Raw genomic sequence first — 24,125 nt, 5'->3', positions numbered from 1 at the left:
GATCGAAAAATGAAGGGCTTTTGCCTAAATTTTGCTTTAGTTTAAATTTTCATTATACAATTTGAGCAGAAATTAGTTCACCGTTAACGGCATTAATGATGAAAGAATAATTAGTTGTATGGTTATCAGCTTCAACAACCGTGAAGCCACCTTCGTACACGTCACCCTCATAGTCAGGTAACTCAGCCCACTTAGGTTCAGAATGAATCCAAGTACCAGTTACATTTCCATATGATAAGAAGACTGGTTTAATTGTTTTTAAAGCTTTCTCAGCTGGTACATACTGTGAAGAGAGTTTTTTCTGTAAGTATAGACCGCCTGCAATCCCTAGCCCTAAACCGATTAATACACGTTTTAATTTCATTTATGCCACCTCTAATATGTAATAGTTTACGTGAAAATTTATCTATACCTAATCTTAGTCAAATAGAGTCAACATTTCAATGATTAGCATTGGTATTATATGCTATTTTTCGATAAAATAAAGAAGAAAATAAAATGTTTTCTATAGAGAGGAACGAAAATATGAATCAAGATACTCTTCAACTTTTTAAATTTCTTACAGAATTACAAGGCGCATCTGGCTTTGAGCATGAAGTTCGTCACTTCATGAGAAAAGAATTAGAGAAATACACAAATGAAATAGTACAAGATCGACTTGGTAGTATTTTTGGCGTAAAACGTGGTGTTGAAGATGGTCCAACTGTAATGGTTGCGGGTCATATGGATGAAGTTGGCTTTATGGTCACTCAAATTACTGAAAATGGGATGATACGTTTTCAACCACTTGGTGGATGGTGGAGCCAAGTATTGCTTGCTCAAAGAGTTCAAGTTATGACTGATCAAGGTCCTGTAATTGGGGTGATTGGTTCAATTCCGCCACATTTACTAAGTGATGAATTAAGAGCTAGACCAATGGATATTAAAAATATGTTAATTGATATTGGTGCGGATAATAAGGAAGATGCTTTGAAAATAGGTGTTCGTCCTGGTCAACAAATCGTTCCAGTTTGTCCGTTTACACCAATGGCAAACGAAAAGAAAATAATGGCAAAAGCATGGGATAACCGATACGGTTGTGGACTTGCAATTGAATTATTAAAAGAAGTTCAAAATGAAGAATTACCAAATATTTTATATTCTGGTGCTACAGTTCAAGAAGAAGTTGGATTAAGAGGCGCACAAACAGCTGCAAATATGATTAAGCCAGATATATTCTATGCGTTAGATGCTAGTCCAGCGAATGATATGTCAGGTGCAAAATCAGAATTTGGTCAACTAGGTAAAGGTGTTCTTTTACGTATTCTAGATCGTACGATGGTAACTCATAAAGGCTTACGTGAGTTTATTTTAGATACTGCAGAAACAAATAATATTCCTTATCAATACTTTGTATCACAAGGTGGAACTGATGCAGGAAGAGTACATACTTCAAATGATGGCGTTCCATCAGCAGTAATCGGAATTTGCTCAAGATACATCCACACAGCAGCTTCTATTATTCATGTAGATGACTACATGGCAGCGAAAGAATTACTTGTTAAGCTTGTAAAATTAACTGACAAAACAACAGTAGAAACATTACGTAACTACTAAAAAATCTAAGTATTTTGTATTTATCAAAACACGAAGAAGCCTAATAGGGGCTTCTTTTCTATTAGAGTGAGTTTTTCTGATTAATTAAGAGAAATAATGAGAAAAACTGTAATTGAGTCCGTTTGGATGGTAAAAAGGGTAATTAGAAGAAATTAATTTTGAAAATAAGGTGCTCGGTTCCAGTAGGAGATACTTGAAAAGTGGGACCTAGCATGTCAAGAGTGACTTTGTAAATTCGCCAAATGTCTTAAGGAAAGAACAAACTGAGGTGGATATTACGATCTTCTTTACAGTGACTTTCAAGATAGTTACTTTATTTTAGGCTCTGTTAATATTAATTTTTTGATTATAGCTAAATACATTTAGAGTATGTACAGAGAATAGCAGGTTCGAGAGTAATTGGAATGGAAGGTGCGAAGACCCCTATGGGAGTTGCGAGACACTTGAGACCCCGGAGTCTCTCCGAGGAGGCTCAGCGCCAGCCCCATGGAAAGCGAGCATCCTGAAGCGGAATTCAACACTCTTCTTTTAGCTGAGTAAAAGAACATAAACAGAAACAACGAATGGGAGACACAACTATGAAAATAACGATTGGTTCACTAAATCCGACTAAAGTAGAAGCTGTAAAAAGTGTTTTTCGTCATTTTGAAGTAATAGGAAAAAACGTCCCATCTAACGTATCAAATCAACCGATGACTGACCATGAAACAATGGAAGGTGCAATTAATCGCGCAAATAATGCAAAAAGTGAAGGTAATTCAGAGATTGGAATTGGTTTAGAAGGTGGAGTAATCATTGAAAATGATAGATTATTCCTTTGTAACTGGGGTGCTCTTGTTTATGAAAATGAAACAATTTTAGCAAGTGGCGCTAAAATATTATTACCAAGGGAATTTATCAAAGAATTGCAAATTGGAATTGAGCTTTCAGAAATAATGGAAACATACACAAACGAAAAAGATATTCGAAGTAAAGAAGGCGCAGTGGGAATCTTTACGAACGGTCAAATAACGAGAACTCAAATTTTTGAACATATCTCTAAATTATTATTAGGCCAATATGAGTTTCAGATTGGTCATGGTAAGACAAAGGAATAAGTCGTCATTTTTGCATATCGATAAAAATACGTTAAAATATAAGAAAACCAGACATGAAGGGAAGAAAATAAAATGGAAAAAATTACATCTGTTGAACAATTTGAACAAGCAAGACAAGGAGAAAATGTCGTTTTTCAATTTTCTGCAGACTGGTGCCCAGATTGTAGATTTTTAGATATGTTCTTCCAAGAAATTATTGATGAAAATAGTGATTTTACTTTTTATTATGTAGATCGCGACAAATTTATTGAGGTCTGCCAAGAATTAGATATATTTGGGATACCTAGCTTTGTAGCATTTAATAAAGGTGAAGAAATGGGACGTTATGTAAATAAAGACAGAAAAACGAAGGAACAAGTTGAAGAGTTCCTAGCTGGATTAAGAGCGTAGTAAGGAAGGTAGTTCAATTGGCTAAGAAAACAACGTTAGATATCAAAAGAATGATTGAAAATCGACTGAAAGACGAAAAATGGCGTTTTATTTATGATCGAGAAAAAGAAGATCTACGCATTGAAGGTAAAGAAAGTCAAAAAGGGATGAGTGTTTCATTAAATAGTGCGGTTGCGAAATATGAATCAGAAGGTGAAGCAGCTTTTGAAGAATTAATTTATTATGTTGAAGAAGCTCTCGCTGCAATGCATTCTGAAACTGTGTTTTTAGAAGAACAAGTTTTACCAGTCATTCGTGCAACCTCTTTTCCGACAGAAAAAGAAGAAGGGAATTTATTTGTCACGTCTGAACATACAGCCGAAACAAGAGTTTACTATGCGATTGATTCAGAAAAAACGTACCAACTAATCGATGAAAACCTATTAACGAAATCTGGATATACAAAAGAACAGATTCACACAATGGCCCTCTTTAATTTGCGGAAAATGCCTGCTAATATAAAAGAAGATACGGTTGCTGAGAACATATTTTACTTTGTACGTACGAATGATGGCTATGATGCAAGTAGAGTATTAAATGGAACATTTCTAAAAGAAATACAATCAAAAGTAAAAGGTGAATTATTATTAGGAATCCCGCATGGAGATGTATTAATTATTGCAGACATTCGAAATAACGTAGGTTATGATATAATGGCGCAAATGAATATGAGCTTCTTTGCAAGTGGCAAAATTCCGATAACATCACTTTCATTTGCCTATGAAAATGAAAAGCTAACACCAGTATTTATTTTAGGAAAACAGAAGAAACAGTAGAGAGGAAGAAATCAGTGAATATTTTTTATAATCTTGAAGGAATTGGTGATACGCTTTTAATCACTTTAAAACAAATTCCATCAGAAGATCGCAAAGTAGAACGTAAAGGGAATATTGCCCGTGTTTATAGTGTACATACAAATGAAACTGTAGCTATTAATGTTTTTCAAGCATCTTCATACGTTGATGTACAAGAACAAGGAGTCGTTACAATTACTGAACCATTAGTAAACACTTTAAATGAATTATTAGCAAAAGAAGGCTTTACTGATACGTTAGTGTTAGATTTATCCCCTAAATTCGTAATTGGATATGTTCTTGAAAAAGAAAAACATCCAAATGCTGATAAATTAAATGTATGTAAAGTTGATGTTGGAACGGAAACATTGCAAATTGTGTGCGGTGCTCCGAATGTTGAACAAGGCCAAAAAGTAGTTGTTGCGAAAGTTGGCGCTGTTATGCCATCAGGATTAGTGATTAAAGATGCAAACCTACGTGGCGTAGATTCATTTGGAATGATTTGTTCTGCACGTGAACTTGATTTACCGAATGCTCCTCAAGAAAAAGGGATTCTAGTTTTAGAGGCAGACGCTGAAGTAGGACAACCTTTCAATCAATAATTAAAACATATTAAAAATGCTAGTGCCTATAATGGGCAACTAGCATTTTTTTATTACATTTATCTTATTTTAAGGAAGCTATTTTCTAATTTAATATGAAATATGTCATTATTTAATTGATTTCTAAAAGTTTATATCGAAATAAATGAGATTAAGCAGAATTTGTAATAATATTGTGTTTTTTGTCATTATATCACATGGTAGAATAGAAGATACGAAATGAAATAGAGAGAGTGAGAATAATGAAAAAGTGGTTAAAGAGTCTATTTAAGGGAGATAGCCTTAATGAAATGAAAAATGAGATTGACGAAAAGCCATCTGATGCTAGAGTAATACAATCGCACTCTATCGATATAAAAAAACAAGATGAATTTGAACGTCCTAATTTCAGATTTCCCTTGCAATTAGATGACGATGTAATAGTGAAAGAAGAACAACACGAAGTCGACACAGTATTCCAAAAGCAAAAAAATTATGATTTCTGGCAAAATAGTGCCTCTCAACCAAGCAATCAAATGAATAGAGAAGACAATCAGACTTCATTCAAAAAAAGAGAAGATTTCTTGCAAAGTTCAACGCATTTAATGAATCAATCCAATAGAGAAAAAAACCAGCATTCATACAATCAAAGAGAAGATTTTTGGCAGGGAACAACGAACTCAAAGAATCAATTACATAGAGAAGAAGTTCAATCTGTGTATAAACAACAGAAAAATAATTTCACAATAAGTGAAGTGACCCAACAAACAGAAAAAGCAATACCTGAAAAGGAAGAGAAAGTTGATATTGTATTTCGACCTAAACGAAAAACTCCTTTTCGACCAAGTGAATATATTTCACCGATTTATGGTTATCAAAAGCCTGATAGCTCAACAAATGAAGAAATATCAGATCCATTATTAAAATGGGATGATGCCTCTTTAGAGGAAAAAGTACAGTCTCAAAATGAAGTTAACCAAATCCAACAAGATCAAACATTTAATGAGAAGCAACAAAACCAAAATGATTCGATTGAAAGCGAAGAAAATAGCATAATTCTTTCTAAGAATCAAAATGTAGAGTTTGTGGAAGATGTAATTCAAGCCAAGTCACAGGATTATGAAATGAATGAGACTGAGGTAATAGAAAATATTGAGGAAAAAGCGGCTCAAACAGTCCTTAATTCCGAAACAATACAAAATGCAATTCAAAATAACGTAGAAGATAAAGTCATGTCTAAAATAGAGATCACACTTGATCCCGATGTGCATTTAATTGACGAAAAAATTGAAGAACCAAAAGCAACAGAGTTCATCGCCAATAATGTTTCTACAAATCTAGTCAAAGATTTTTACGAATTAAGGGATGAAGAAAGTAATGAAGACGTAGAACGCAACGACTCTTACAAAAAAGAGTACGTTTCGGATGAACTAGTAAAAATGAACGGTTATGTGACTCAAAATGAAGTTCGCACTCAGATAGAGCAAGTTTCAAATTGTGAAGAAGAAGTTCAAAATGAAACGACGGAAGAAAGTATGAGTGAAATTCAAGACTCAGAAGACATGGAAAATCTAGTAGTCAATGAACAAAGTTATATTGAAGAAGAGATTGTAACTACTTCTGATCAACTCCAAGATGATCATAAAACAGAACTTAGTGAGTCTTCGATAGAAGAAGCATCACAAGAAAGCCAAACTACTCCTGAGAAAACTAATGATGAAAAGCGGGAGAAAAAACGAAACTTCCCATTCAATGTTATGATGCTGAGAAGTGATGTTGAAGCTTCACGCAAGGCACATATCATGAAACAGCTACGTGAACTGCAAAGTGAAGCAGCTGCAACTTTAGAAAAGGTGAATAAAGAAACAGAAGTGCATAGTCTAATTGACGAAAATCCAGCAACTTCAATTGAAAGTGAAATCGTAATTGAACAGCATAATATTGATCAGAGTGTAAATGAAAGTCCTTCAGAGCAACAGATAGAAACGATGCATGAAGCGACGCCAACTACAGATGACAATATAGAAACAATGCATGAAGTGACTCCAACAAAAGATGGCAGTACAGAAATGAAGTATGAAGTGAGTCCAACTACAGATGACAATGCAGAATCGAAGTATGAAGTGAGTCCAATTACAGATGACAATACAGAAACGATGTATGAAGTGACTCAAACTAATGATGACAATACAGAAACGAAGTATGAAGTGACTTCAACTAATGGTGATAATACAGAATCGTTACAAAATGAAAGGGTATGTGAAGAAATAGTTGAGAATACTTTCGTAAAGCAAACGGATGAAGCGATTAGTGAAGAAGTAAACTCGAATGAAACTACACCAAACCAATATCAAGAAGAGCCAGTTATGCCACCAGTCCTATATGAGTTACCTGAGCTCGGATTATTAGCTGAGCCACCGGTTGAACAATTTAATGACGGTGATTGGGTCGAAGCACAAAAAGAATTACTTCAAGAAACGCTTCAAAATTTCAATGTGGGTGCAAAAGTTATTGCGGCAACACAAGGCCCGACAGTTACAAGATTTGAAGTACAACCAGACCCAGGTGTAAAAGTTAATAAAATTACCAATTTACAAGATGATATCAAATTAAGTTTAGCAGCTCGTGATATTAGAATCGAAGCGCCGATACCTGGAAGAAGTGCAATAGGAATCGAAGTACCAAATCGAGAAAGTAAGCCCGTCTTCTTAAGTGAGCTTGTAAGCAAGGACAAATTTTTACAAAGTGAATCACCCTTAACTGTAGCACTTGGTCTTGATATAGGAGGAGAACCAGTTTTTGCAGACATTTCTAAAATGCCTCATGGATTAATTGCAGGTGCGACTGGATCAGGTAAAAGTGTTTGTATCAATTCAATTTTAGTTAGTATTTTATATAAAGCAAAACCACATGAAGTGAAATTAATTTTAATTGATCCTAAAATGGTTGAGCTTGCGCCATATAATCATATACCACATTTGATTTCTCCAGTCATTACGGATGCACGAGCAGCAACAGCGGCATTAAAATGGGCATGTGATGAGATGGATCGACGATATGATTTATTTGCTCACGCAGGTGCACGAGATATAAAACGATTTAATGATTTGGCTAAGAAAAAAGGCGCATATAATGATGAGCTTCCTTATTTAGTAATTGTAATAGATGAGTTAGCTGACTTAATGATGGTGTCACCAGGGGATGTAGAAACTTATATTTGTCGAATTGCCCAAAAAGCTAGAGCTTGTGGTATTCATTTACTAGTTGCTACGCAAAGACCGTCAGTTGATGTCATCACTGGGATTATTAAATCTAACATTCCAACTCGAATTGCTTTTACAGTATCATCACAAGTTGATTCAAGAACGATTATTGATATTGGTGGAGCTGAAAAGTTACTTGGACGAGGAGATATGTTATTCTTAGATAATGGAAAATCTCAAGCAATTCGTTTACAGGGCGTATATGTTTCAGATGATGAAATCGAACATGTAGTTGAAATTGTGAAAGATCAACAAAAACCTAATTATTTATTTAATCAGGAAGAACTTGTAGCAAAAGCAGACGCACATGATGTAGATGATGAACTGTTTGAAGAAGCAGTTGAATTTGTTATTGATCAAAAAGGAGCTTCTGTATCAATGCTACAAAGACGTTTTCGAATTGGATATAATCGTGCAGCAAGATTAGTTGATCTGATGTTTGACCACGGTATTGTATCGAATCAAAATGGAAGCAAACCTCGTGATGTTCTGATGACGTTGGAACAATTTCATTCTGAGGAATAAATTTGATGGCAGTAAAACCCTAAGAAACGAATGTTAAAGTTTTTTTGACTCATACTAGAAAAATAGAACGATACAATCAGCAGGTGAAGATTCATGGAAAAAGAATTAGATTTAAAATTAAAAGGTAAAATAAATCGTTTAACGAATCAAACATTTAAATTCGACGAGCGTATTGGTGAAGGATGGTTTTCTGCAGTTTATTTCTTAAAAACGAGAGAGATTATTAGAAAACAAAAGCCAGAAACTGAAGTTGCAATGCAATTTTTTCAAAGAGAAAATGCTGTATTATGTGGAACAGATGAGGCTATTGCTCTATTACAAACATTTGCTGACCATCCTGAGGAACTAATTGTACATTCGTTAAAAGATGGAGATAAAATAGAACCGTTTGAGACGGTATTAACGGTACAAGGTAAATACGCTGATTTTGGCTTCCTAGAAGGAATTATTGATGGCATCTTAGCAAGACGTACATCTGTAGCAACAAATGTATATAATGTAAAACATTCAGCAAAATCAGCCGGTATAAAGAAACCGATTATCTTTATGGGTGATCGTGATGACCACTTTACAACACAAGCTGGTGATGGTTACGCTGCCTTTATAGGTGGCGCTACTGCACAAGCGACCCATGCAATGAACGAATGGTGGGGCAATGAAGGTATGGGTACAATGCCACACGCATTAATTCAAATGTATAACGGAGATGTAGTGGAAGCTGCACGTGCATATACTGAGGTCTATCCGCAAGATGATTTAATTGTCTTAGTAGACTATAATAATGATGTCATAAACGATGCGCTAAAAGTGGCTCGAGAATTTGGTAATAAATTAAAGGCTGTTCGTGTTGATACATCTAAAACAATGATTGATCAATATTTTATCGCGAACCCAGAACTATTAGGTACATTTGATCCAAGAGGTGTAAATCCGCCATTAATTTTTGCTTTACGTGAGGCGCTAGATAAAGAAGGCTATCAACATGTCCAAATCGTCGTAAGTGGTGGTTTTACTGTGGATAGAATTTTAGCCTTTGAAAAACAAGGTGTGCCAGTAAATTTATATGGTGTTGGTGGAAGTTTACTAAAAGTAAATATTGGTTTTACAGGTGATAATGTGGAGCTTAATGGAGTACCACAAGCGAAAGCTGGGCGTAAATTACGTGAAAACACTAGACTTGAAAAAGTAGAGATGAAACGTAGAGATTGAGGAATTAGTACCTGATTATCAGTTTCATAGTGTAAGTATTTCTTGACGGTTAAGTAATTTTTCCCATCTATTTCCTTTTAGTGTAACTGAAAAGGAATAGTCGGATAGCTTGTAAAGTGTTATAATACTATTTGCGTAAAAATATAAGTTAGTTATCAATAAAACAATAACTAGACTCGGCGATTTATTACTGCATCAAATTGAAAAAATAATGATGCCATTTCTTTTATTCACACATATACTGTCTAAGAGATAGGCCGTTGTATTAGTGATCGATTTTGGAGGTTCTTTTAATATGACAGTTTACCATTTTGTAGGAATTAAAGGTACTGGAATGAGTGCATTAGCACAAATCTTACATGACTCTGGTTTTAATGTTCAAGGATCAGATCAAGAGAAGCACTTTTTCACTGAAAATGAGTTACGAAAAAAAAATATTACGATTTTACCATTTGATAAAGAAAACATTAATGAAGGCCAATTTGTGATAGCAGGTAATGCGTTTCCTGACACTCATGAAGAAATTGCTACTGCTATTGAAAAAGGAATTCCAATGGCTCGTTACCATAAATTCTTAGGTGAATTTATGGAGAAATTTACTAGTGTAGCTATTACTGGAGCACATGGCAAAACCTCAACAACAGGTTTACTTGCGCATGTTGTTTCTGGTGCGCGCCCAACATCTTTCTTAATTGGAGATGGAACTGGTAAAGGTGAGAAAGATAGTGAATATTTTGTATTCGAAGCTTGTGAATATCGTCGTCATTTTCTTTCATATCATCCGGATTATTGCATCATGACAAATATTGACTTTGACCACCCAGATTATTATAAAAGTGTAGACGATGTATTTGATGCATTTCAACAAATGGCTGATCAAGTTAAAAAAGGTATCATTGCATGTGGTGATGACGAGCATCTTCAAAGAATTTATACAAAAGTGCCAGTAATGTATTATGGATTTAATGAAGATAATGATTTCCAAGCACGTAATATTGAAAAACATACGAATGGTACAACATTTGATGTGTTTGTTCGTAATACGTACTATGCGACATTTGATATCACAGGATATGGTGACCATAGTATACTTAATGCATTAGCTGTAATTGCATTATGTCATTATGAAGAGATAGAAGTGGAAATTATTAAAGCAAGATTATTAACATACGGTGGAGTAAAACGTCGCTTTAGTGAAAAAAGATTTGGGGATCAAGTGCTAATTGATGATTATGCACATCACCCAACTGAAATCCAGGCAACGATCCAAGCAGCACGTCAAAAATACCCTGATAGGGAAATTGTTGCAGTATTCCAACCTCATACATTTACACGTACAAGCAAATTTTTAACTGAGTTTGCTGGAACTTTAGAAAAAGCAGATAAAGTATATTTATGTGATATTTTTGGATCTGCTAGAGAAGAAAAAGGAACGTTAACAATCCAAGACCTTTCAAGCAAAATTAAAGGTGCTCAACTATTAACTGATGATAATATTGCTGATCTTCAAAACCATAAAAACAGTGTATTAATTTTTATGGGCGCAGGAGATATTCAGAAATATCAAGCGGCTTACGAAAAACTATAAGACTTTAAAACCCATTTATGACATTCATAAGTGGGTTTTTTTATTGTGTTTTGAAAGTAACTAATTTATCGTAAATAGTAAATGGTGAATATTTTTATATAAAATAATGGCTCTGTTATTATTAATTGTTGATTATAGCTAAATACATTAAGAGTATGAAATGAGAATAGCTGGTTCGAGTGTAATTGGAAAGGAAGGTGCGAAAACTCCTATGGGAGATGCGGGAAACTTGAGACCCCGGAGGCCAAGCAAGGTAGGCATGCAAAAACCACGACGTCCTGTCGTAACGCATGCATGATCCACATCGTGTGAACCCGGAGGCTCAGGGTCGTCACGTCCCATGGAAAGCGAAGTACCTGGAATGGAAATCAACATTCTTTTTTAACAGAGCCAAAATAATAAAAAAATAGGAGAGTATGTATGAGTACATTAGAACCTGTTGTTTTAACTAAAGGAGAAATTGGAGTTCAATGTCCAATTGCTAAAACTCTTGATGTAATCGGGACAAAGTGGACTTTTTTAATTATTAGAGACTTACTAATTGATGGAACACTAAGATTCAGTGACTTAATGAGGTCGGTAGAAGGGATTAGTCCAAAGACGCTTTCGCTTCGTCTGAGGGAATTAGAGGTAAAAGGAATTGTAAAAAGAAAGGTTTACCCAGAAGTACCTCCTCGCGTTGAATATACCTTAACTGAAAAAGGAAAAAGCTTAAAAGGAATATTTGTTGAATTAAAGCGCTTTGGCCTTACGATTTAAGTCTAAATCTCTTAGTTTTGGTACTTTGTCTATAAACTGAAATGGAACAGAAATGTTCCATTTTTTTTATTCTTTGGAGACCTTTAATAATACAAAACTATCAAAAAAGTAACTATATGAATAAAATATCACTTCTTGTTGGGTAGTTTTTTTAGAATTACAATATGTTTTAAGTAAAAAAGACTATTTATATAGGGGGAATGATGGATGTTAACGAATAAACGAATTGTTATTATTGGAGGTAGCTCAGGTATTGGGTTGGAAACAGCCAGGCTTACTTTAGAAAAAGGAGCAGAGGTGATTATTGCTAGTCGTTCAGAAAAAAAGCTAAAAGAAGCGAAGGACTCTTTGCAAGGAGAAATTACTATTTTTACGCTAGATGTGACAGACGAGATTCAAGTAAAAACATTCTTTGAGAAAATAGGGCAGATTGACCATCTAGTCATCACTGCTGCGGAAACAACAAGTGGATTATTTCTTGAAACAGAAGTCGATGTAGCCAGACAATTGTTTAATAATAAATTTTGGGGACAGTATTTATGTGTTAAATACGGTGCGCCGCATCTTACAAAAGACGGATCGATTACATTATTCTCAGGCATCGTTGCCTATAAAGCAATGGTTGGTTCAGCAGTATTGGGCTCAGTCAATGCAGCGGTTGCCAGCCTTGGTCAAACATTAGCGCTAGAGCTTGCACCAATTAGAGTGAATGTCATCTCACCCGGCATCATTGATACTCCATCGCGTAGCAAAATGTCGGACGAAGCACGTAATCAATTTTACGAAGGAATGGCTAGTAAACTCCCAGTAGAGAAAGTAGGCAAAGCAAAAGACGTTGCCTCGGGTGTTTATTATTTAATCAAGAATCATTTTGTGACGGGGACCGTTCTTCATATTGATGGAGGTCATATGTTAATTTAATAGAGTATTTTTAGTACACTTTTAGAATGTATTCCTTAGTAGGTATTTTCTTAAATAGAAAGAATAAACCTGTATAGTGATCTTTTAAGAAGTGAGGGGATTAAAATCGGAAATGATTTTTATTGTGAGGAAGTATTAAGTGGTAAAACCAAAGTAAACATTGTTCATGAGACAGAGAGAGTAGTAGCATATCACCATACGAAGCCTTTTTATCCAATACATATTGTTGTCATACCAAAAAAACATATTTCTTCATTGTTGACGATCGAAGAAGAGGATCAAGATTTGTTACTAGAAATGTTTAGTGTTATAAAAATTGTAGCAGAGAAAGTGAATTCAGATGCTGGAGCATGTAGAGTTTTAACAAATCTTGGAAATTACCAAGATTCGAAACATCTACATTGGCATGTCGCTTCGGGTAACCCACTTTAGATGAATGGAGATTACAAATGTATACATTTTTTGAATATAATTGGCAAGTAAGAAATGAGTGGTTGGAGTTGTGTGAAACTTTACCGAATGAAGAATTGTTAAAAGAACGTGTTGGTGGGATTGGCAATATACTTCATACACTTCTTCATATTATAGATGTAGAGTACAGTTGGATCAGATGTATTCAAGGAAAACCAGATGTCGAATTCGATTTTGATAAATATAAAACAGTAGAAAGTGTAAGAGAATTATCAAATGAGCTACAAATAGAATGTAAGCAATTTTTACAATTATGGTCGAGTGAAATGGATGTTACTCCAGCAAAAGCATCATGGGCAAAAAGGGAGTACACAAAAGGTGAAATTGTGAGGCATATTATTGCCCATGAAATTCACCATATTGGTCAATTATCTATTTGGGTTAGAGAGTTAGGGGTACAACCGATTTCTGCAAATTTAGTTGGGAGAAATCTCATTATAAAAAATTGATATATGTAATAAAAGCTCAGAGTACGAACTCTGAGCTTTTATTTTTAGTCTCTCATTCTCACAACGTGAGGATAGATAGGATCCTTTAATTCGAATTCGTATGATACACCATCTACGATTCCAACTACTTTTTCGCTATCATATAAATCAAGCATAAATCCTGCCATTTCTTTTGCTGTATGGTATTTAGGAATTAGCCCTTCGTAGTTAACATCATGGTCTAAATCATAGGAAACTTTTGCGAATTCAGTTTCAGTCGCTGCAGGAGCTAATACTTTCGCTTGCATTTTTGCACCGTTTCTCTTTAATTCGTGTGAAAGTCCTTCAGTAAATGCACTTACATAAAACTTTGTGGCACAATAAGTAACCGCATCGCCTACAATTGTGTATCCTCCTCCAGAGGAAACATTAATAATCTGAGTACCCGCAACAGAACTATAATCGCGAACGAAAAGTGATGATAGGATTGTCAATGCTTCAATATTCAAATGGAGCATTGTTTCAATTTTATTTAAATTTTGATCACCGACTGATGCAAAGTTCCCAAATCCTGCATTATTAATCCATGTTTCGATTTCTAAATTCTTTAAGCTGTCGTATAGCTTATGTGCATTTTGAGAGATAGATAAGTCAGTTGGATGAATGATTACATCTAAGTCAGCATTTAATTTTTTAACTTCTAATTTTAACTTCTCCAATTCTTCAGTTCTACGAGCAACAATCACTAAGTTTTTTCCACGTTCAGCAAATGCAAGAGCAGTTTCATATCCAATTCCTGAACTAGCTCCTGTAATAACAGTATATTTTTTCATTTTATTTCCTCCTGAATTTTTTATATTGTATAAAATTAATTGTCTAACGGATACGGATTTATTATACTGGTTAGAGTAAACTCTAAGTCAATATATCTTTTTGGAGTTTCATTTTAAAATGATGGAGGTTTTTTGTGTATTCAATAAGTGAAGTATCTCAAATGTTAGGAATTAGTACTCATACGCTTCGTTATTATGAAAAGGAAAAAATCATTCTTCCAGATCGAAATGAAAATGGAGAAAGAATATATCATACTAACCACGTCCAATGGTTACAGTTTGTTCTAAAATTAAAGGAAACACAAATGCCAATCTCGAAAATTAAAGAATATGCATATTTGTTTACTCAAGGAGAACAAACTTCTTTAGCAAGATTAAAATTGTTAGAAGAACATAAAATTTCAATTGAAAATCAGCTAAAAACATTAGAAGAAACAAACAACATGTTAGAGAAGAAAATTAGTACTTATAAAGATTTCATTCAAAAAAATTAACTTTACTTTGAATTTCGATGAAAGGAGAAATGATATGATTTTAGAAGCCTGTATATTGACAGTTAAACCTGGGATGGAAGAAGAATATGAGGATGCATTTAAAAAAGCATCCAAAATCATTTCTTCAATGAATGGTTATGTAGGACATGAATTGCAAAAATGTATCGAAGTTAAAGGGAAATATATTTTATTAGTTAAGTGGAATACGTTAGAAGACCATACAATTGGATTTAGACAATCTCTGGAATATCAGGAATGGAGGAAATTATTACATCATTTTTATGATCCATTCCCGACAGTTGAGCATTATGAAAATGTACAACTTTCTTAATTTATTAAAACATCTAAAAAACCTTATTGGGCTAATCCAATAAGGTTTTAACATTAGTCGACTCTTTCTTTTCTTCGGAACATAAAATATGCTATTAATCCAAGTAGAGCTGCTAATGCTAGGAATCCTAACCAACCATAATTCATATGAACATCATCGTCTGCAGGATTTAATGTATTTCCAACAGGTTTTGGCGTAACAGTTCTTTCGTAATAACGGTTTGTATCTGATGTACCATTGTTATTCATTGTTCCATTATTCAACTCATTTACATTACGATTTACATCATTTTTCATGTCGTTAAATTCATTTTTCGTGTTATTTAATATGTTATCTTTGTCATCCATCACATGATTTGGATCATAGAAATCATGATCAAAGTCTCTATTAATACGTTTGTTGTTTTTTTCGTAGCTTTGATCTAAATTTGTTGAATCTGAAGCTGCAAATGCATTTATCGATAACAGTAATGTGAGCATTAATGTCGTTAATGTTAGTAAAATTCTGTTCATACGAGTCCTCCTTTAGGAATGTAGTATTACTTTTTGTCACTAGAGGAGGAATTATTTATACCAAATCTGACCATTAATTTGTTTGGCCTTTTATTAGTAAAATTCTTTGATTGGATGTTTTATACCATTGAAGGCAAAGGATAAAAATAATGATCAAATCAACTAAATCACCACCGTAATACATTACTTTCCCACCAACTTGCGATTGTTCAATTGGGACAAAGTTAGGAGGATGAATGAAAATATATTTAGATAAAATATCGTGACCGGCTAAAAATAGAATCATGCATATTGAACGATAAGGGAAAAGATAGCGGTGTGGTGTTGGATCAAAATAAATGATTGAAATTGTAAATAAATACCCAGCTAGAAAAATGTGAATATGGACGAATAGATGAAGTAGTGTATGTTGATGCATCAAACTATATAAATTGGTAGTATAAAGAATCCACAACCCTCCAATGTTGAGCAGTGATGCGATGATTGGGTTACTTAAAAAAACCACGATTTCACTTTTTAACAATCTAGATATGTAACGTGCGTGCTGTACCTTAATCGTGCGTAATAAAAGTGTGATAGGAAAAGAAAGTGCAATAAATAATGGCGCAAGCATTCCTAACAATAAATGAGCATACATATGAGAAACAAAATTTATATGAGAGGAATGTGCAAGTGGCCCTACTAAAGCAATTGCGATACACGTTAATCCTGAAAACCATGTGATATAACGATATTTTGGCCATTTTTTATGAATGCTTCCACCGAAAAACGCAGCATAACAGTAAATCATTAACATTAAAAATAATCCAGTAAGAATGATCCACGGAGAATAACCCAACTTGTGAATGGACTACATGGCTATGATTCATTTTTAATCATACCTTCAGATTTTCTTGTTCTAAGTACAATCACCAAACCAAAAATAACCATCATCAAGGCAGTAATATTCCATGTCAAATCATATGGAAGTATTTCAACATGATAACGAATTTGATGTAGCTTCATGAATTTATGTTGAACTGTCCCGTCATAAAGTTGAAAAAGACCTGCTCCGAGAAATAGTCCGCCAATCCACCGTTTAAGCCAAAAAGCTTTTTTTCTACGTAAATCTGCAAGTAGAAATAATGACCAAATTGTAGAAAACCAACTAAAGGCATGAAATAACCCATCTGAAATAAGACCAATGGAGGTTGTTGATTTGTCATAAAAATGATGCCAATGAAGTAGTTGGTGGAATGCTGTTTCATCAATGAATGCAACCATACCAAGTCCAAACAGTATCCCTGACCAAAAATTTTGTTTTCTATATTCTGAAGTATTTTCTCTTTTCACATTCGAATCTTCCTTTTAACTGTATTTTCTTCAATTATTTTACCCTAAGCTATAAAATCACAAACTGATTAGCAATTGCTCTTACAAATTAATTCCCATTTATTGCTCGGATAAATAAGACTGTACTACATATTATAATTTTGTTAACAAAATTATTAGGAACAGAGGTAAACATATAAATGTATTATTACAAAGAAGAATTAATCAATATCATCAAACCTGATAAACCAGATCCTGCAGCGGCAAAAGTGCTTCAAGAAACATTAGGTGGACAATTCGGTGAAATGAGAACAATGATGCAATACTTTTTTCAGAGTTCAAATTTTAGAGGGAAAGCAAAGCAGTATCGTGATTTAATCAGAGGTGTATTTTTAGAGGAGATTAGTCATGTTGAACTTGTTCAAAACACAATCAATCAACTTTTAAACGGTGCAGGCATATCTACTCCGGGAAATGCAGGACAAGATGGTGCACCGCTTGATGAAGCTGTTAAACATGCTAATCCTCACCATTTTATTTCTGGTGCCCAAGCTTCTTTACCGGTAGATGCTGGTGGGAATCCTTGGAATGGCTCATGGGTGTATAGTCATGGGAATTTAATTGCAGATTTATTAAATAACCTTATAGTTGAATCAACGGGAGTCTTAGAAAAAACTAGAATTTATGAAATGAGTTCTAACCAAACTTTGAGGGAAACTTTAGGTTTTTTAATTGTACGTGATAATGCGCATCAAAACGCATTTGCAAAAGCTTTGGAAACACTTGGAGTAAACTGGGGTAAATTATTCCCTGTACCGAATTATGATATAAATAAGTATCCTGAGTGTAGAAAGTATGTAGAAATGGGATATCATAATGCTCAGTTCAATTTCAGACTTGATCAAACTCGTATCGGAGAAATTTTTAATGGACAAACACCAAGTAGAAATGGTGGGGAATTAATGGTTACGGATCCACCTGAAGGATTCCCGGTTCCTGAATTACCAGATATGCCAAATGAACATGCTTCTGGCTTATATGATTTGAATAGCTAAAATAAAAAAACAAAAATGAAAAACTCCCTAAAGTTAAGGGAGTTTTTTCATTAAACGTAACGACCATAATCTGGCTTTGCGATACTTTCAAAATTTATCACTAAATTATGTAAATTGGTTTCAAGCTCTTTACCAAACATAGGTGACCCATGTCCAGTTACTGCAATTGAAGGATTTAATGCCTCGAGTTTTTTTATTGAATTCCAAGCATCTATCCAATTTGTTGTAAAGTATCTCGGTGGACCGTTCAGCTCTTGTTTTTGCATGAGTACATTATATAATTCGTCTTGCCTTACAGTGACAAAAGCATCACCAACGATTAGTAGTTTATCTTTATCTCTAAAAAATGAGACATGTCCAGGTGTATGACCAGGAGTATGAATCCATTTCCAACCTGGCATATGTGGAATTTCACCATTTTCAGGTAAAGAATGTACATAATTTTTTAAATTTATTGCTTCATTCGGAAATTAATGGTGACAATTTTGCAATCATGCCACCTTCGACTGATCCATCAGGTTCAGGATAATTTGTTTCACCAGTTAAAAAGGGTAGTTCTAACGAATGGGCATAAACTGGAACATTCCAATCATTTACAAGTTCAGTGACTGCTCCGACATGATCAAAGTGTCCGTGTGTTAAAATAATCGCTTTTGGTTTATGTTGTTTACCAAATCTTTCTTCAGCTAATTCCTTTATTTTTGCGGCAGATTTTGGCATTCCAGCATCAATTAATACCCATTCATTTGAAACATCAGGATTGCCAAATAGACAAATATTAACGATTTGGATTGTTTCGTAAAACAAATCAGCTGCAAGTGAGGAGCCTTTTCCACTTGATACAGATGTGATTGGCATATAATGAAAATTACTCGTTGCTAACTCTGTGAAATCCTTTTCCATTGAATAAAATACACTTCCTATTCTTTTTAACATTCTTTTGTATTCTACTTTTTAAAACATTAATTTATACTAATCGACTTGTTGAATTAAACCATTTCATTTAACAAAAGATAATAAAAAATGAAAAGGGGTGTGAGGATATGCATACCGTATGGAAAGGCACGATTAGTATGGGATTAGTTACGATTCCAGTTAAGCTATTTTCAGCTGTTGAAGATAAGGATTTGAAATTTCGTCAATATCATAAAGATTGTAAAACACCTATTTCATATAAGAAGGTAGCAAGTTGTGATGACGATGTAACTTCTGATGAAATTATTAAAGTATTTGAAACACCTAATGGTAGAGTTGTTGAAATAAAAGAAGAGGAAATAAATAAGCTAAAAGAAGAGTTTGAATTAAAAACAGTTTCGATTATAGACTTTGTTAAGTTGGCTGAAATTGATCCAGTCTATTTTGATAAAACATATTATATTGGCCCCGACTCGGGAGGGACAAAAGCCTATGCTCTGCTTTCAGAAATATTGAAAAAAAGTAAGAAGATTGGCCTTGCAAAAATAACCATTAGAAGTAAACAACATTTATCTGCTATTCGTCCATATAAAAATGCAATTATTTTGGAAACCTTACATTTTCCAGATGAAATTAGAGCAATTGAAGGAATTCCTGGAGGTGTACCTGAAAAAGCTGGATTATCTGAACGGGAACTTCAAGCAGGCATGATGTTAGTGGAGCAATTAACAACAACATTTAATCCAGAGAATTATACTGACACTTACCGAACAGCTTTAGAACAGTTAATTAATCAAAAAGTACAAAGTAATGACTATATTGCTACTGAACAAGAGCAGCCAGCAGCAGAACAAAAAAATGTAGTTGATCTGATGTCTGCATTACAAGCTAGCATTGATCGAACGAAAGGACAAGCTACTCCGACGAAAACGCCGGCACCGAAAAAAACGCGAGCACCAAAGAAGGCTACAAGTTAAATGGAGCTCATTCCAATTCATCCATTCGAGCCAGTTTCTTCAAATACTATTCCTGAAGGTCAAGACTGGATATCACAAATCAAGTGGGATGGAGTTAGAATCTTATCTTACTGGAATGGTGAGGAAACCAAACTTTATAATCGAAAACTTAATGAGCGGACAAATACTTTTCCAGAGTTAACAAATATTCGTTCTTATACAAATGCCGATTCAATTATTTTAGATGGGGAAGTCATTGCTTTAGATCAAAATGGAAACCCTTCTTTTCATGAGGTTATGCGTAGAGATGGAATTAGACGATTAGATCGAGTGAAATTTGTCATGGAAGCTGTACCAATATATTATATGATTTTTGATATTTTGTACTATAACGGTGAATGGGTTAATGATAAATCCTTGAAGGAAAGACTTGAGTTACTTTCTTCAGTGATTACACCAAACAAACAGATTCAAGTCGTACCGATTAACACCGATAATCAAGCTTTATTTGAGGTGTCAAAACAGCATGGTTTAGAAGGGATTGTTTGCAAAAAACTCAATAGTCGATATATCATCGATGGAAAAAATAATGATTGGCAAAAAATAAAAAATTATAAAGATATTATAGCTGTCATTGGTGGGGTTACATATCGATCAGGCATCGTGAATTCTATTCTAGTCGGTTTGTATGATGACGATGATCGATTTTGGTATATCGGACATGTCGGAACAGGAAAACTGACTCATGCTGAATGGAAACAGCTAACGAAAGTCATTGAAGCAATAAAAATTGAAAAAAATCCGTTTTCTAATCAACCTAAGCGGGTGAAAGAAATTCAATGGATAGATCCTTTATTAACGGTAAAAGTACAATTTATTGAATGGACAGAAGGTCACTCATTACGGCAACCGAGTATCCAAGCTTTTGTTAACCAAGAGCCAAAAACATGCAAGTTCACAAATTAAAGGAAGTTACATTATGAACCATACACTTTTATTAGAGCAATTTCCTAAAAATAATGACACTATTTATAGTGGCTATTTCTTTATTTTAGGTTTTCAATCAGACAAAGACTATTTTATTGTTGGTATAAAAATACACAATGACATCATCGAAATCGGATCATTTACAAACGGTTTAAATCAAAATGAAAAAGAAATTTTGAAAAAAGCGATTATTGATAATCAGAAAAATATAGAAAAAAAAACGATATTTGTTGACCCAGGGATCTGCATTGAACTGGACTTTAAAGGGCTTGAAAATCATCGTTTAATTGATCCTTCATTTAAATCTTTTCAACTTCAGCACTCATGGGAGGATTGTACTTGGGATCATTTAATTTTAAAGAATATGCCACTAGATATTGAGTTAACTATGACAAGCCTTGATAAGACAATTTGGAGTGTCCCGCTTCTGTCAAAAGAAGGCTATCTTTCATACTTAGCCCAAATTTCTCCATATATGATTCCATTTTTAGAAAATAAATTGCTAACTACAATAAGGTATCCACATGGAGTACCAGGAGAGTCTTTTTTTCAAAAGAATAGTCCAGACTATGCTCCAAGCTTTATCGTAACAAAGGAGCAAGAAGGTAATAATTATATTATTTGTAATGATGTTTCAACGCTTCTTTGGCTAGGGAATCAACTAGCGATTGAATTTCACATTCCCTTTCAAACATTTGATAGTAATGATCCAACTGAAATTGTATTTGATTTAGACCCACCAAATAAAGAGGCATTTCCATTAGCAATTAAGGCAGCAATGGAAATGAGACTAATTTTTGATTCATTTCAGATTAAAAGCTATCCAAAGGTATCTGGGAGTAAAGGAATTCAAATTCATATCCCAATCAAACAGCATTCATTAACTTATGATGAAACGAGGATCTTTACTAGTTTTATTGCGAATTATTTAATCGAGAAATTTCCAGATGATTTTACAATTGAACGGTTTAAGAAAAATCGGGGAACAAGACTTTATATTGATTATGTACAGCATGCCAAAGGGAAAACAATTATTTGTCCATACTCTGCAAGAGGGAGAGAGGGAGCTACAGTTGCCACTCCTCTATATTGGGATGAAATAACAGAGGATTTAAAAATTGAAACATTTACAATACCTTTTGTTTTAAATCGTTTAGCAAGCACAATTTGCCCGATGAATGATTATTTTAAACAAGAGAATCTTACCTTATTAGAAGTTATATCTAAGTTAAAAGAACATAAAAAGTAAAAACTCCCTTAAGGAATACATCCAAGGGAGTTCTTTTTTATATTTCAATGATGATTGGGAGAATCATTGGCTTTCTTTTAGTTTTTGTAAATAAAAATTGTCCAATGGATCTTTTTATATTTTGTTTCATCACATTCCACTGAAGAGTATTCGCATCAAGTAAATCATTCACAGTATCGCTGGCAAGCTTATTGACCTCTCTAATAAGGCTTTCAGAATCGCGCGCGTAAACAAAGCCACGAGAAATTGTATCTGGACCAGAGATAATTTTCTTCTCAATTTTACTGATGGTAATCACGATGACGAGCATTCCGTCTTCTGACAATTGCTTGCGGTCTCTGAGGACAATATTACCTACATCTCCAATGCCCATTCCATCAACATAAATATTACCAGAAGGAATTTTTCTAGTTTGGGATGCGACAGAGTTTTGGATATCTACTACATCACCATTTTTGATGATAAAAATATTCGACTTCTCTACTCCAACTGATTCTGCTAATGCACTATGATGATGAAGCATTCTAAACTCTCCATGTATTGGGATAAAGTACTTTGGTTTCATTAATGTAAGCATTAGTTTTAATTCTTCTTGATATGCATGGCCTGAAACATGCATACCTGTTGAACTACCTGATCCATAAATTACATTTGCCCCAAGGGTGTATAAATTATCAATAATTCGAGATACATTTCGTTCGTTTCCCGGAATAGGTGATGCGGCAAATATGACAGTATCTTCAGGAAGAACTTCTACATCTCGATAACTTGAGCTTGCTAATCGAGCAAGTGCTGCAAGAGGCTCACCTTGGCTTCCTGTACAAAGAATCGTAACGTTTTCTGGTGCAAGACGATGAATTTCTTGTGCATCGATTAGCATACCTTCAGGAATTCTTAAATAGTCTTTTTCCATTGCAACTGTTACAACATTTACCATGCTTCTTCCAAGTAACGCAAGCTTTCTATTCGTCTTTATAGAGGCATCTACAATTTGCTGAACACGATGGACATTTGAAGCAAAGGTTGAGATGATGACTTTTCGTTTTGCTCTATGAAATGCTTCTTCAATATGTTCACCAACCATTCGTTCTGAAGGAGTAGAACCTGGTCTTTCGGCATTTGTACTTTCAGATAACAATAGTAATACGCCTTTACTTCCAATGTCAGCCATTTTGTGAATATCAGGGTATTGATTATTAACCGGCGTTAAATCGAACTTGAAGTCACCTGTATGAACAACAACTCCCTCAGGGGTATGAAATACAATACCGAGGCAATCAGGGATACTATGATTAGTTTTGAAAAAAGTTACACCAATTTCATTAAATTGGAGGACAGTATCAGATTGAATGATGTTTAATTCTGTATCACTTAACAGGCCATGTTCTTTTAATTTAATTTCAATTAATCCAAGTGTTAAGGGTGAAGCATAAATAGGCAAATTCAATTGTTTTAATATGTATGGAATACCACCAATATGATCCTCATGTCCATGTGTGACAATTAGTCCTTTTATTTTCTCTTTATTTTGGTGTAAGTAAGTTATATCTGGAATGATCAGATCAATGCCCAATAAACTTTCATCGGGAAATTTCCCACCACAATCAATAATAAGTATTTCATCTGCATATTGAATGGCATACATATTTTTTCCAATTTCATTTACACCACCTAATGCGAAAATAGAAAGTCTTTCTTCTGTCCTCATATTCTATCCCTCCTAATTCTTGAGCCAAAAAATTCCCATATTTTTCTTAGTATGTACGTTCTACTCCGATTAATTCAATCTGCTTTAATCAAAAAAAATAAGCTGGTAGCCAG

Annotated in this window: 24 protein-coding genes and 1 pseudogene; 18 read left to right on the top strand and 7 right to left on the bottom strand. The window is 34.1% G+C overall.

Annotated features, from left to right (window positions below):
- Positions 1–52: 52 nt before the first annotated feature.
- A complete protein-coding gene (locus ABID96_RS17220) occupies positions 53–364 on the bottom strand; it encodes a PepSY domain-containing protein (RefSeq protein ID WP_192603070.1) in 312 nt (103 codons plus the stop codon).
- A gap of 161 nt (positions 365–525) precedes the next feature.
- Here ABID96_RS17220 and ABID96_RS17215 point away from each other — a divergent pair, with 161 nt between their 5' ends.
- From ABID96_RS17215 to ABID96_RS17160, 12 genes are all read left to right on the top strand, one after another.
- A complete protein-coding gene (locus tag ABID96_RS17215; RefSeq protein ID WP_192603069.1) occupies positions 526–1,596 on the top strand; it encodes a M42 family metallopeptidase in 1,071 nt (356 codons plus the stop codon).
- Between the two features lie 578 nt (positions 1,597–2,174).
- Positions 2,175–2,693, top strand: coding sequence for a DUF84 family protein (locus tag ABID96_RS17210; RefSeq protein WP_192603068.1), 519 nt, complete (start codon positions 2,175–2,177; stop codon positions 2,691–2,693).
- Positions 2,694–2,765: 72 nt separating this feature from the next.
- Positions 2,766–3,083 (top strand): thioredoxin family protein, encoded by a 318-nt coding sequence (locus tag ABID96_RS17205; protein ID WP_192603067.1) that lies wholly within the window; start codon positions 2,766–2,768, stop codon positions 3,081–3,083.
- 17 nt (positions 3,084–3,100) lie between these two features.
- Positions 3,101–3,898, top strand: a complete 798-nt coding sequence (locus tag ABID96_RS17200; protein ID WP_377896966.1) for a DUF1444 family protein — start codon at positions 3,101–3,103, stop codon at positions 3,896–3,898.
- A gap of 14 nt (positions 3,899–3,912) precedes the next feature.
- On the top strand, positions 3,913–4,518 hold the full coding sequence (ytpR, locus tag ABID96_RS17195) for a YtpR family tRNA-binding protein (protein WP_192603066.1): 606 nt from the start codon (positions 3,913–3,915) through the stop codon (positions 4,516–4,518).
- 242 nt (positions 4,519–4,760) lie between these two features.
- Complete coding sequence (locus tag ABID96_RS17190) at positions 4,761–8,285, top strand: DNA translocase FtsK (RefSeq protein ID WP_192603065.1); 3,525 nt, start codon at positions 4,761–4,763, stop codon at positions 8,283–8,285.
- A 93-nt stretch (positions 8,286–8,378) separates the two neighbouring features.
- Positions 8,379–9,494, top strand: a complete 1,116-nt coding sequence (locus ABID96_RS17185; RefSeq protein WP_192603064.1) for a nicotinate phosphoribosyltransferase — start codon at positions 8,379–8,381, stop codon at positions 9,492–9,494.
- Between the two features lie 295 nt (positions 9,495–9,789).
- Positions 9,790–11,082: a UDP-N-acetylmuramate--L-alanine ligase gene (gene murC / locus ABID96_RS17180; RefSeq protein ID WP_192603063.1), complete on the top strand. Its 1,293-nt coding sequence runs from the start codon at positions 9,790–9,792 to the stop codon at positions 11,080–11,082.
- Positions 11,083–11,502: 420 nt separating this feature from the next.
- Complete coding sequence (locus ABID96_RS17175; protein WP_192603062.1) at positions 11,503–11,841, top strand: winged helix-turn-helix transcriptional regulator; 339 nt, start codon at positions 11,503–11,505, stop codon at positions 11,839–11,841.
- A gap of 207 nt (positions 11,842–12,048) precedes the next feature.
- Positions 12,049–12,762, top strand: a complete 714-nt coding sequence (locus tag ABID96_RS17170; RefSeq protein ID WP_192603061.1) for an SDR family oxidoreductase — start codon at positions 12,049–12,051, stop codon at positions 12,760–12,762.
- Positions 12,763–12,867: 105 nt separating this feature from the next.
- Complete coding sequence (locus ABID96_RS17165; protein WP_192603186.1) at positions 12,868–13,194, top strand: HIT domain-containing protein; 327 nt, start codon at positions 12,868–12,870, stop codon at positions 13,192–13,194.
- A gap of 17 nt (positions 13,195–13,211) precedes the next feature.
- A complete protein-coding gene (locus ABID96_RS17160) occupies positions 13,212–13,682 on the top strand; it encodes a DinB family protein (RefSeq protein WP_192603060.1) in 471 nt (156 codons plus the stop codon).
- Between the two features lie 44 nt (positions 13,683–13,726).
- On the opposite strand, the gene ABID96_RS17155 is transcribed toward ABID96_RS17160, so the two are convergent.
- On the bottom strand, positions 13,727–14,494 hold the full coding sequence (locus tag ABID96_RS17155; RefSeq protein WP_192603059.1) for an SDR family NAD(P)-dependent oxidoreductase: 768 nt from the start codon (positions 14,492–14,494) through the stop codon (positions 13,727–13,729).
- A 134-nt stretch (positions 14,495–14,628) separates the two neighbouring features.
- Here ABID96_RS17155 and ABID96_RS17150 point away from each other — a divergent pair, with 134 nt between their 5' ends.
- Positions 14,629–14,988, top strand: coding sequence for a MerR family transcriptional regulator (locus ABID96_RS17150; protein ID WP_192603058.1), 360 nt, complete (start codon positions 14,629–14,631; stop codon positions 14,986–14,988).
- A 34-nt stretch (positions 14,989–15,022) separates the two neighbouring features.
- On the top strand, positions 15,023–15,319 hold the full coding sequence (locus ABID96_RS17145) for an antibiotic biosynthesis monooxygenase family protein (RefSeq protein WP_192603057.1): 297 nt from the start codon (positions 15,023–15,025) through the stop codon (positions 15,317–15,319).
- A 53-nt stretch (positions 15,320–15,372) separates the two neighbouring features.
- Here ABID96_RS17145 and ABID96_RS17140 read toward each other — a convergent pair whose 3' ends face one another.
- The 3 genes from ABID96_RS17140 to ABID96_RS17130 all read right to left on the bottom strand — a co-directional run bounded on the left by ABID96_RS17140 (position 15,373) and on the right by ABID96_RS17130 (position 17,163).
- The gene (locus ABID96_RS17140; protein WP_192603056.1) at positions 15,373–15,831 is read right to left on the bottom strand and encodes a hypothetical protein; all 459 of its coding nucleotides are present in this window, start codon (positions 15,829–15,831) and stop codon (positions 15,373–15,375) included.
- A 73-nt stretch (positions 15,832–15,904) separates the two neighbouring features.
- Entirely contained in the window at positions 15,905–16,627 is a 723-nt protein-coding gene (locus ABID96_RS17135) for a cytochrome c oxidase assembly protein (protein WP_377896965.1), read from the bottom strand.
- 62 nt (positions 16,628–16,689) lie between these two features.
- Complete coding sequence (locus tag ABID96_RS17130) at positions 16,690–17,163, bottom strand: DUF2243 domain-containing protein (RefSeq protein WP_377896963.1); 474 nt, start codon at positions 17,161–17,163, stop codon at positions 16,690–16,692.
- 179 nt (positions 17,164–17,342) lie between these two features.
- On the opposite strand from ABID96_RS17130, the gene ABID96_RS17125 reads away from it, so the two are divergent.
- A complete protein-coding gene (locus ABID96_RS17125) occupies positions 17,343–18,197 on the top strand; it encodes a manganese catalase family protein (RefSeq protein ID WP_192603054.1) in 855 nt (284 codons plus the stop codon).
- 50 nt (positions 18,198–18,247) lie between these two features.
- On the opposite strand, the pseudogene ABID96_RS17120 reads toward ABID96_RS17125, so the two are convergent.
- Positions 18,248–19,100 (bottom strand): annotated as a pseudogene (locus ABID96_RS17120) (MBL fold metallo-hydrolase).
- A 140-nt stretch (positions 19,101–19,240) separates the two neighbouring features.
- Between ABID96_RS17120 and ku the strand changes: the two are divergent.
- The 3 genes from ku to ligD (ABID96_RS17105) are packed head-to-tail and all read left to right on the top strand — an operon-like array spanning position 19,241 to position 22,304.
- The gene (gene ku / locus ABID96_RS17115) at positions 19,241–20,089 is read left to right on the top strand and encodes a non-homologous end joining protein Ku (RefSeq protein ID WP_192603053.1); all 849 of its coding nucleotides are present in this window, start codon (positions 19,241–19,243) and stop codon (positions 20,087–20,089) included.
- Positions 20,090–21,034 (top strand): non-homologous end-joining DNA ligase, encoded by a 945-nt coding sequence (ligD, locus tag ABID96_RS17110; RefSeq protein WP_192603052.1) that lies wholly within the window; start codon positions 20,090–20,092, stop codon positions 21,032–21,034. It begins immediately after the preceding gene.
- A 13-nt stretch (positions 21,035–21,047) separates the two neighbouring features.
- Entirely contained in the window at positions 21,048–22,304 is a 1,257-nt protein-coding gene (ligD, locus tag ABID96_RS17105) for a DNA ligase D (RefSeq protein WP_192603051.1), read from the top strand.
- Positions 22,305–22,341: 37 nt separating this feature from the next.
- Here the strand turns inward: ligD (ABID96_RS17105) and ABID96_RS17100 are convergent, their stop codons facing one another.
- Entirely contained in the window at positions 22,342–24,012 is a 1,671-nt protein-coding gene (locus ABID96_RS17100; RefSeq protein ID WP_192603050.1) for a ribonuclease J, read from the bottom strand.
- Positions 24,013–24,125 lie beyond the last annotated feature (113 nt).

This window comes from Gottfriedia sp. OAE603 (assembly GCF_040543965.1).
In the GTDB taxonomy this organism is placed as follows: Bacteria; Bacillota; Bacilli; order Bacillales; family Bacillaceae_G; genus Gottfriedia; species Gottfriedia solisilvae.
The sequence above is the reverse complement of the archived record's forward strand: the minus strand, read 5'-3'. Positions and strand labels throughout refer to the sequence as shown.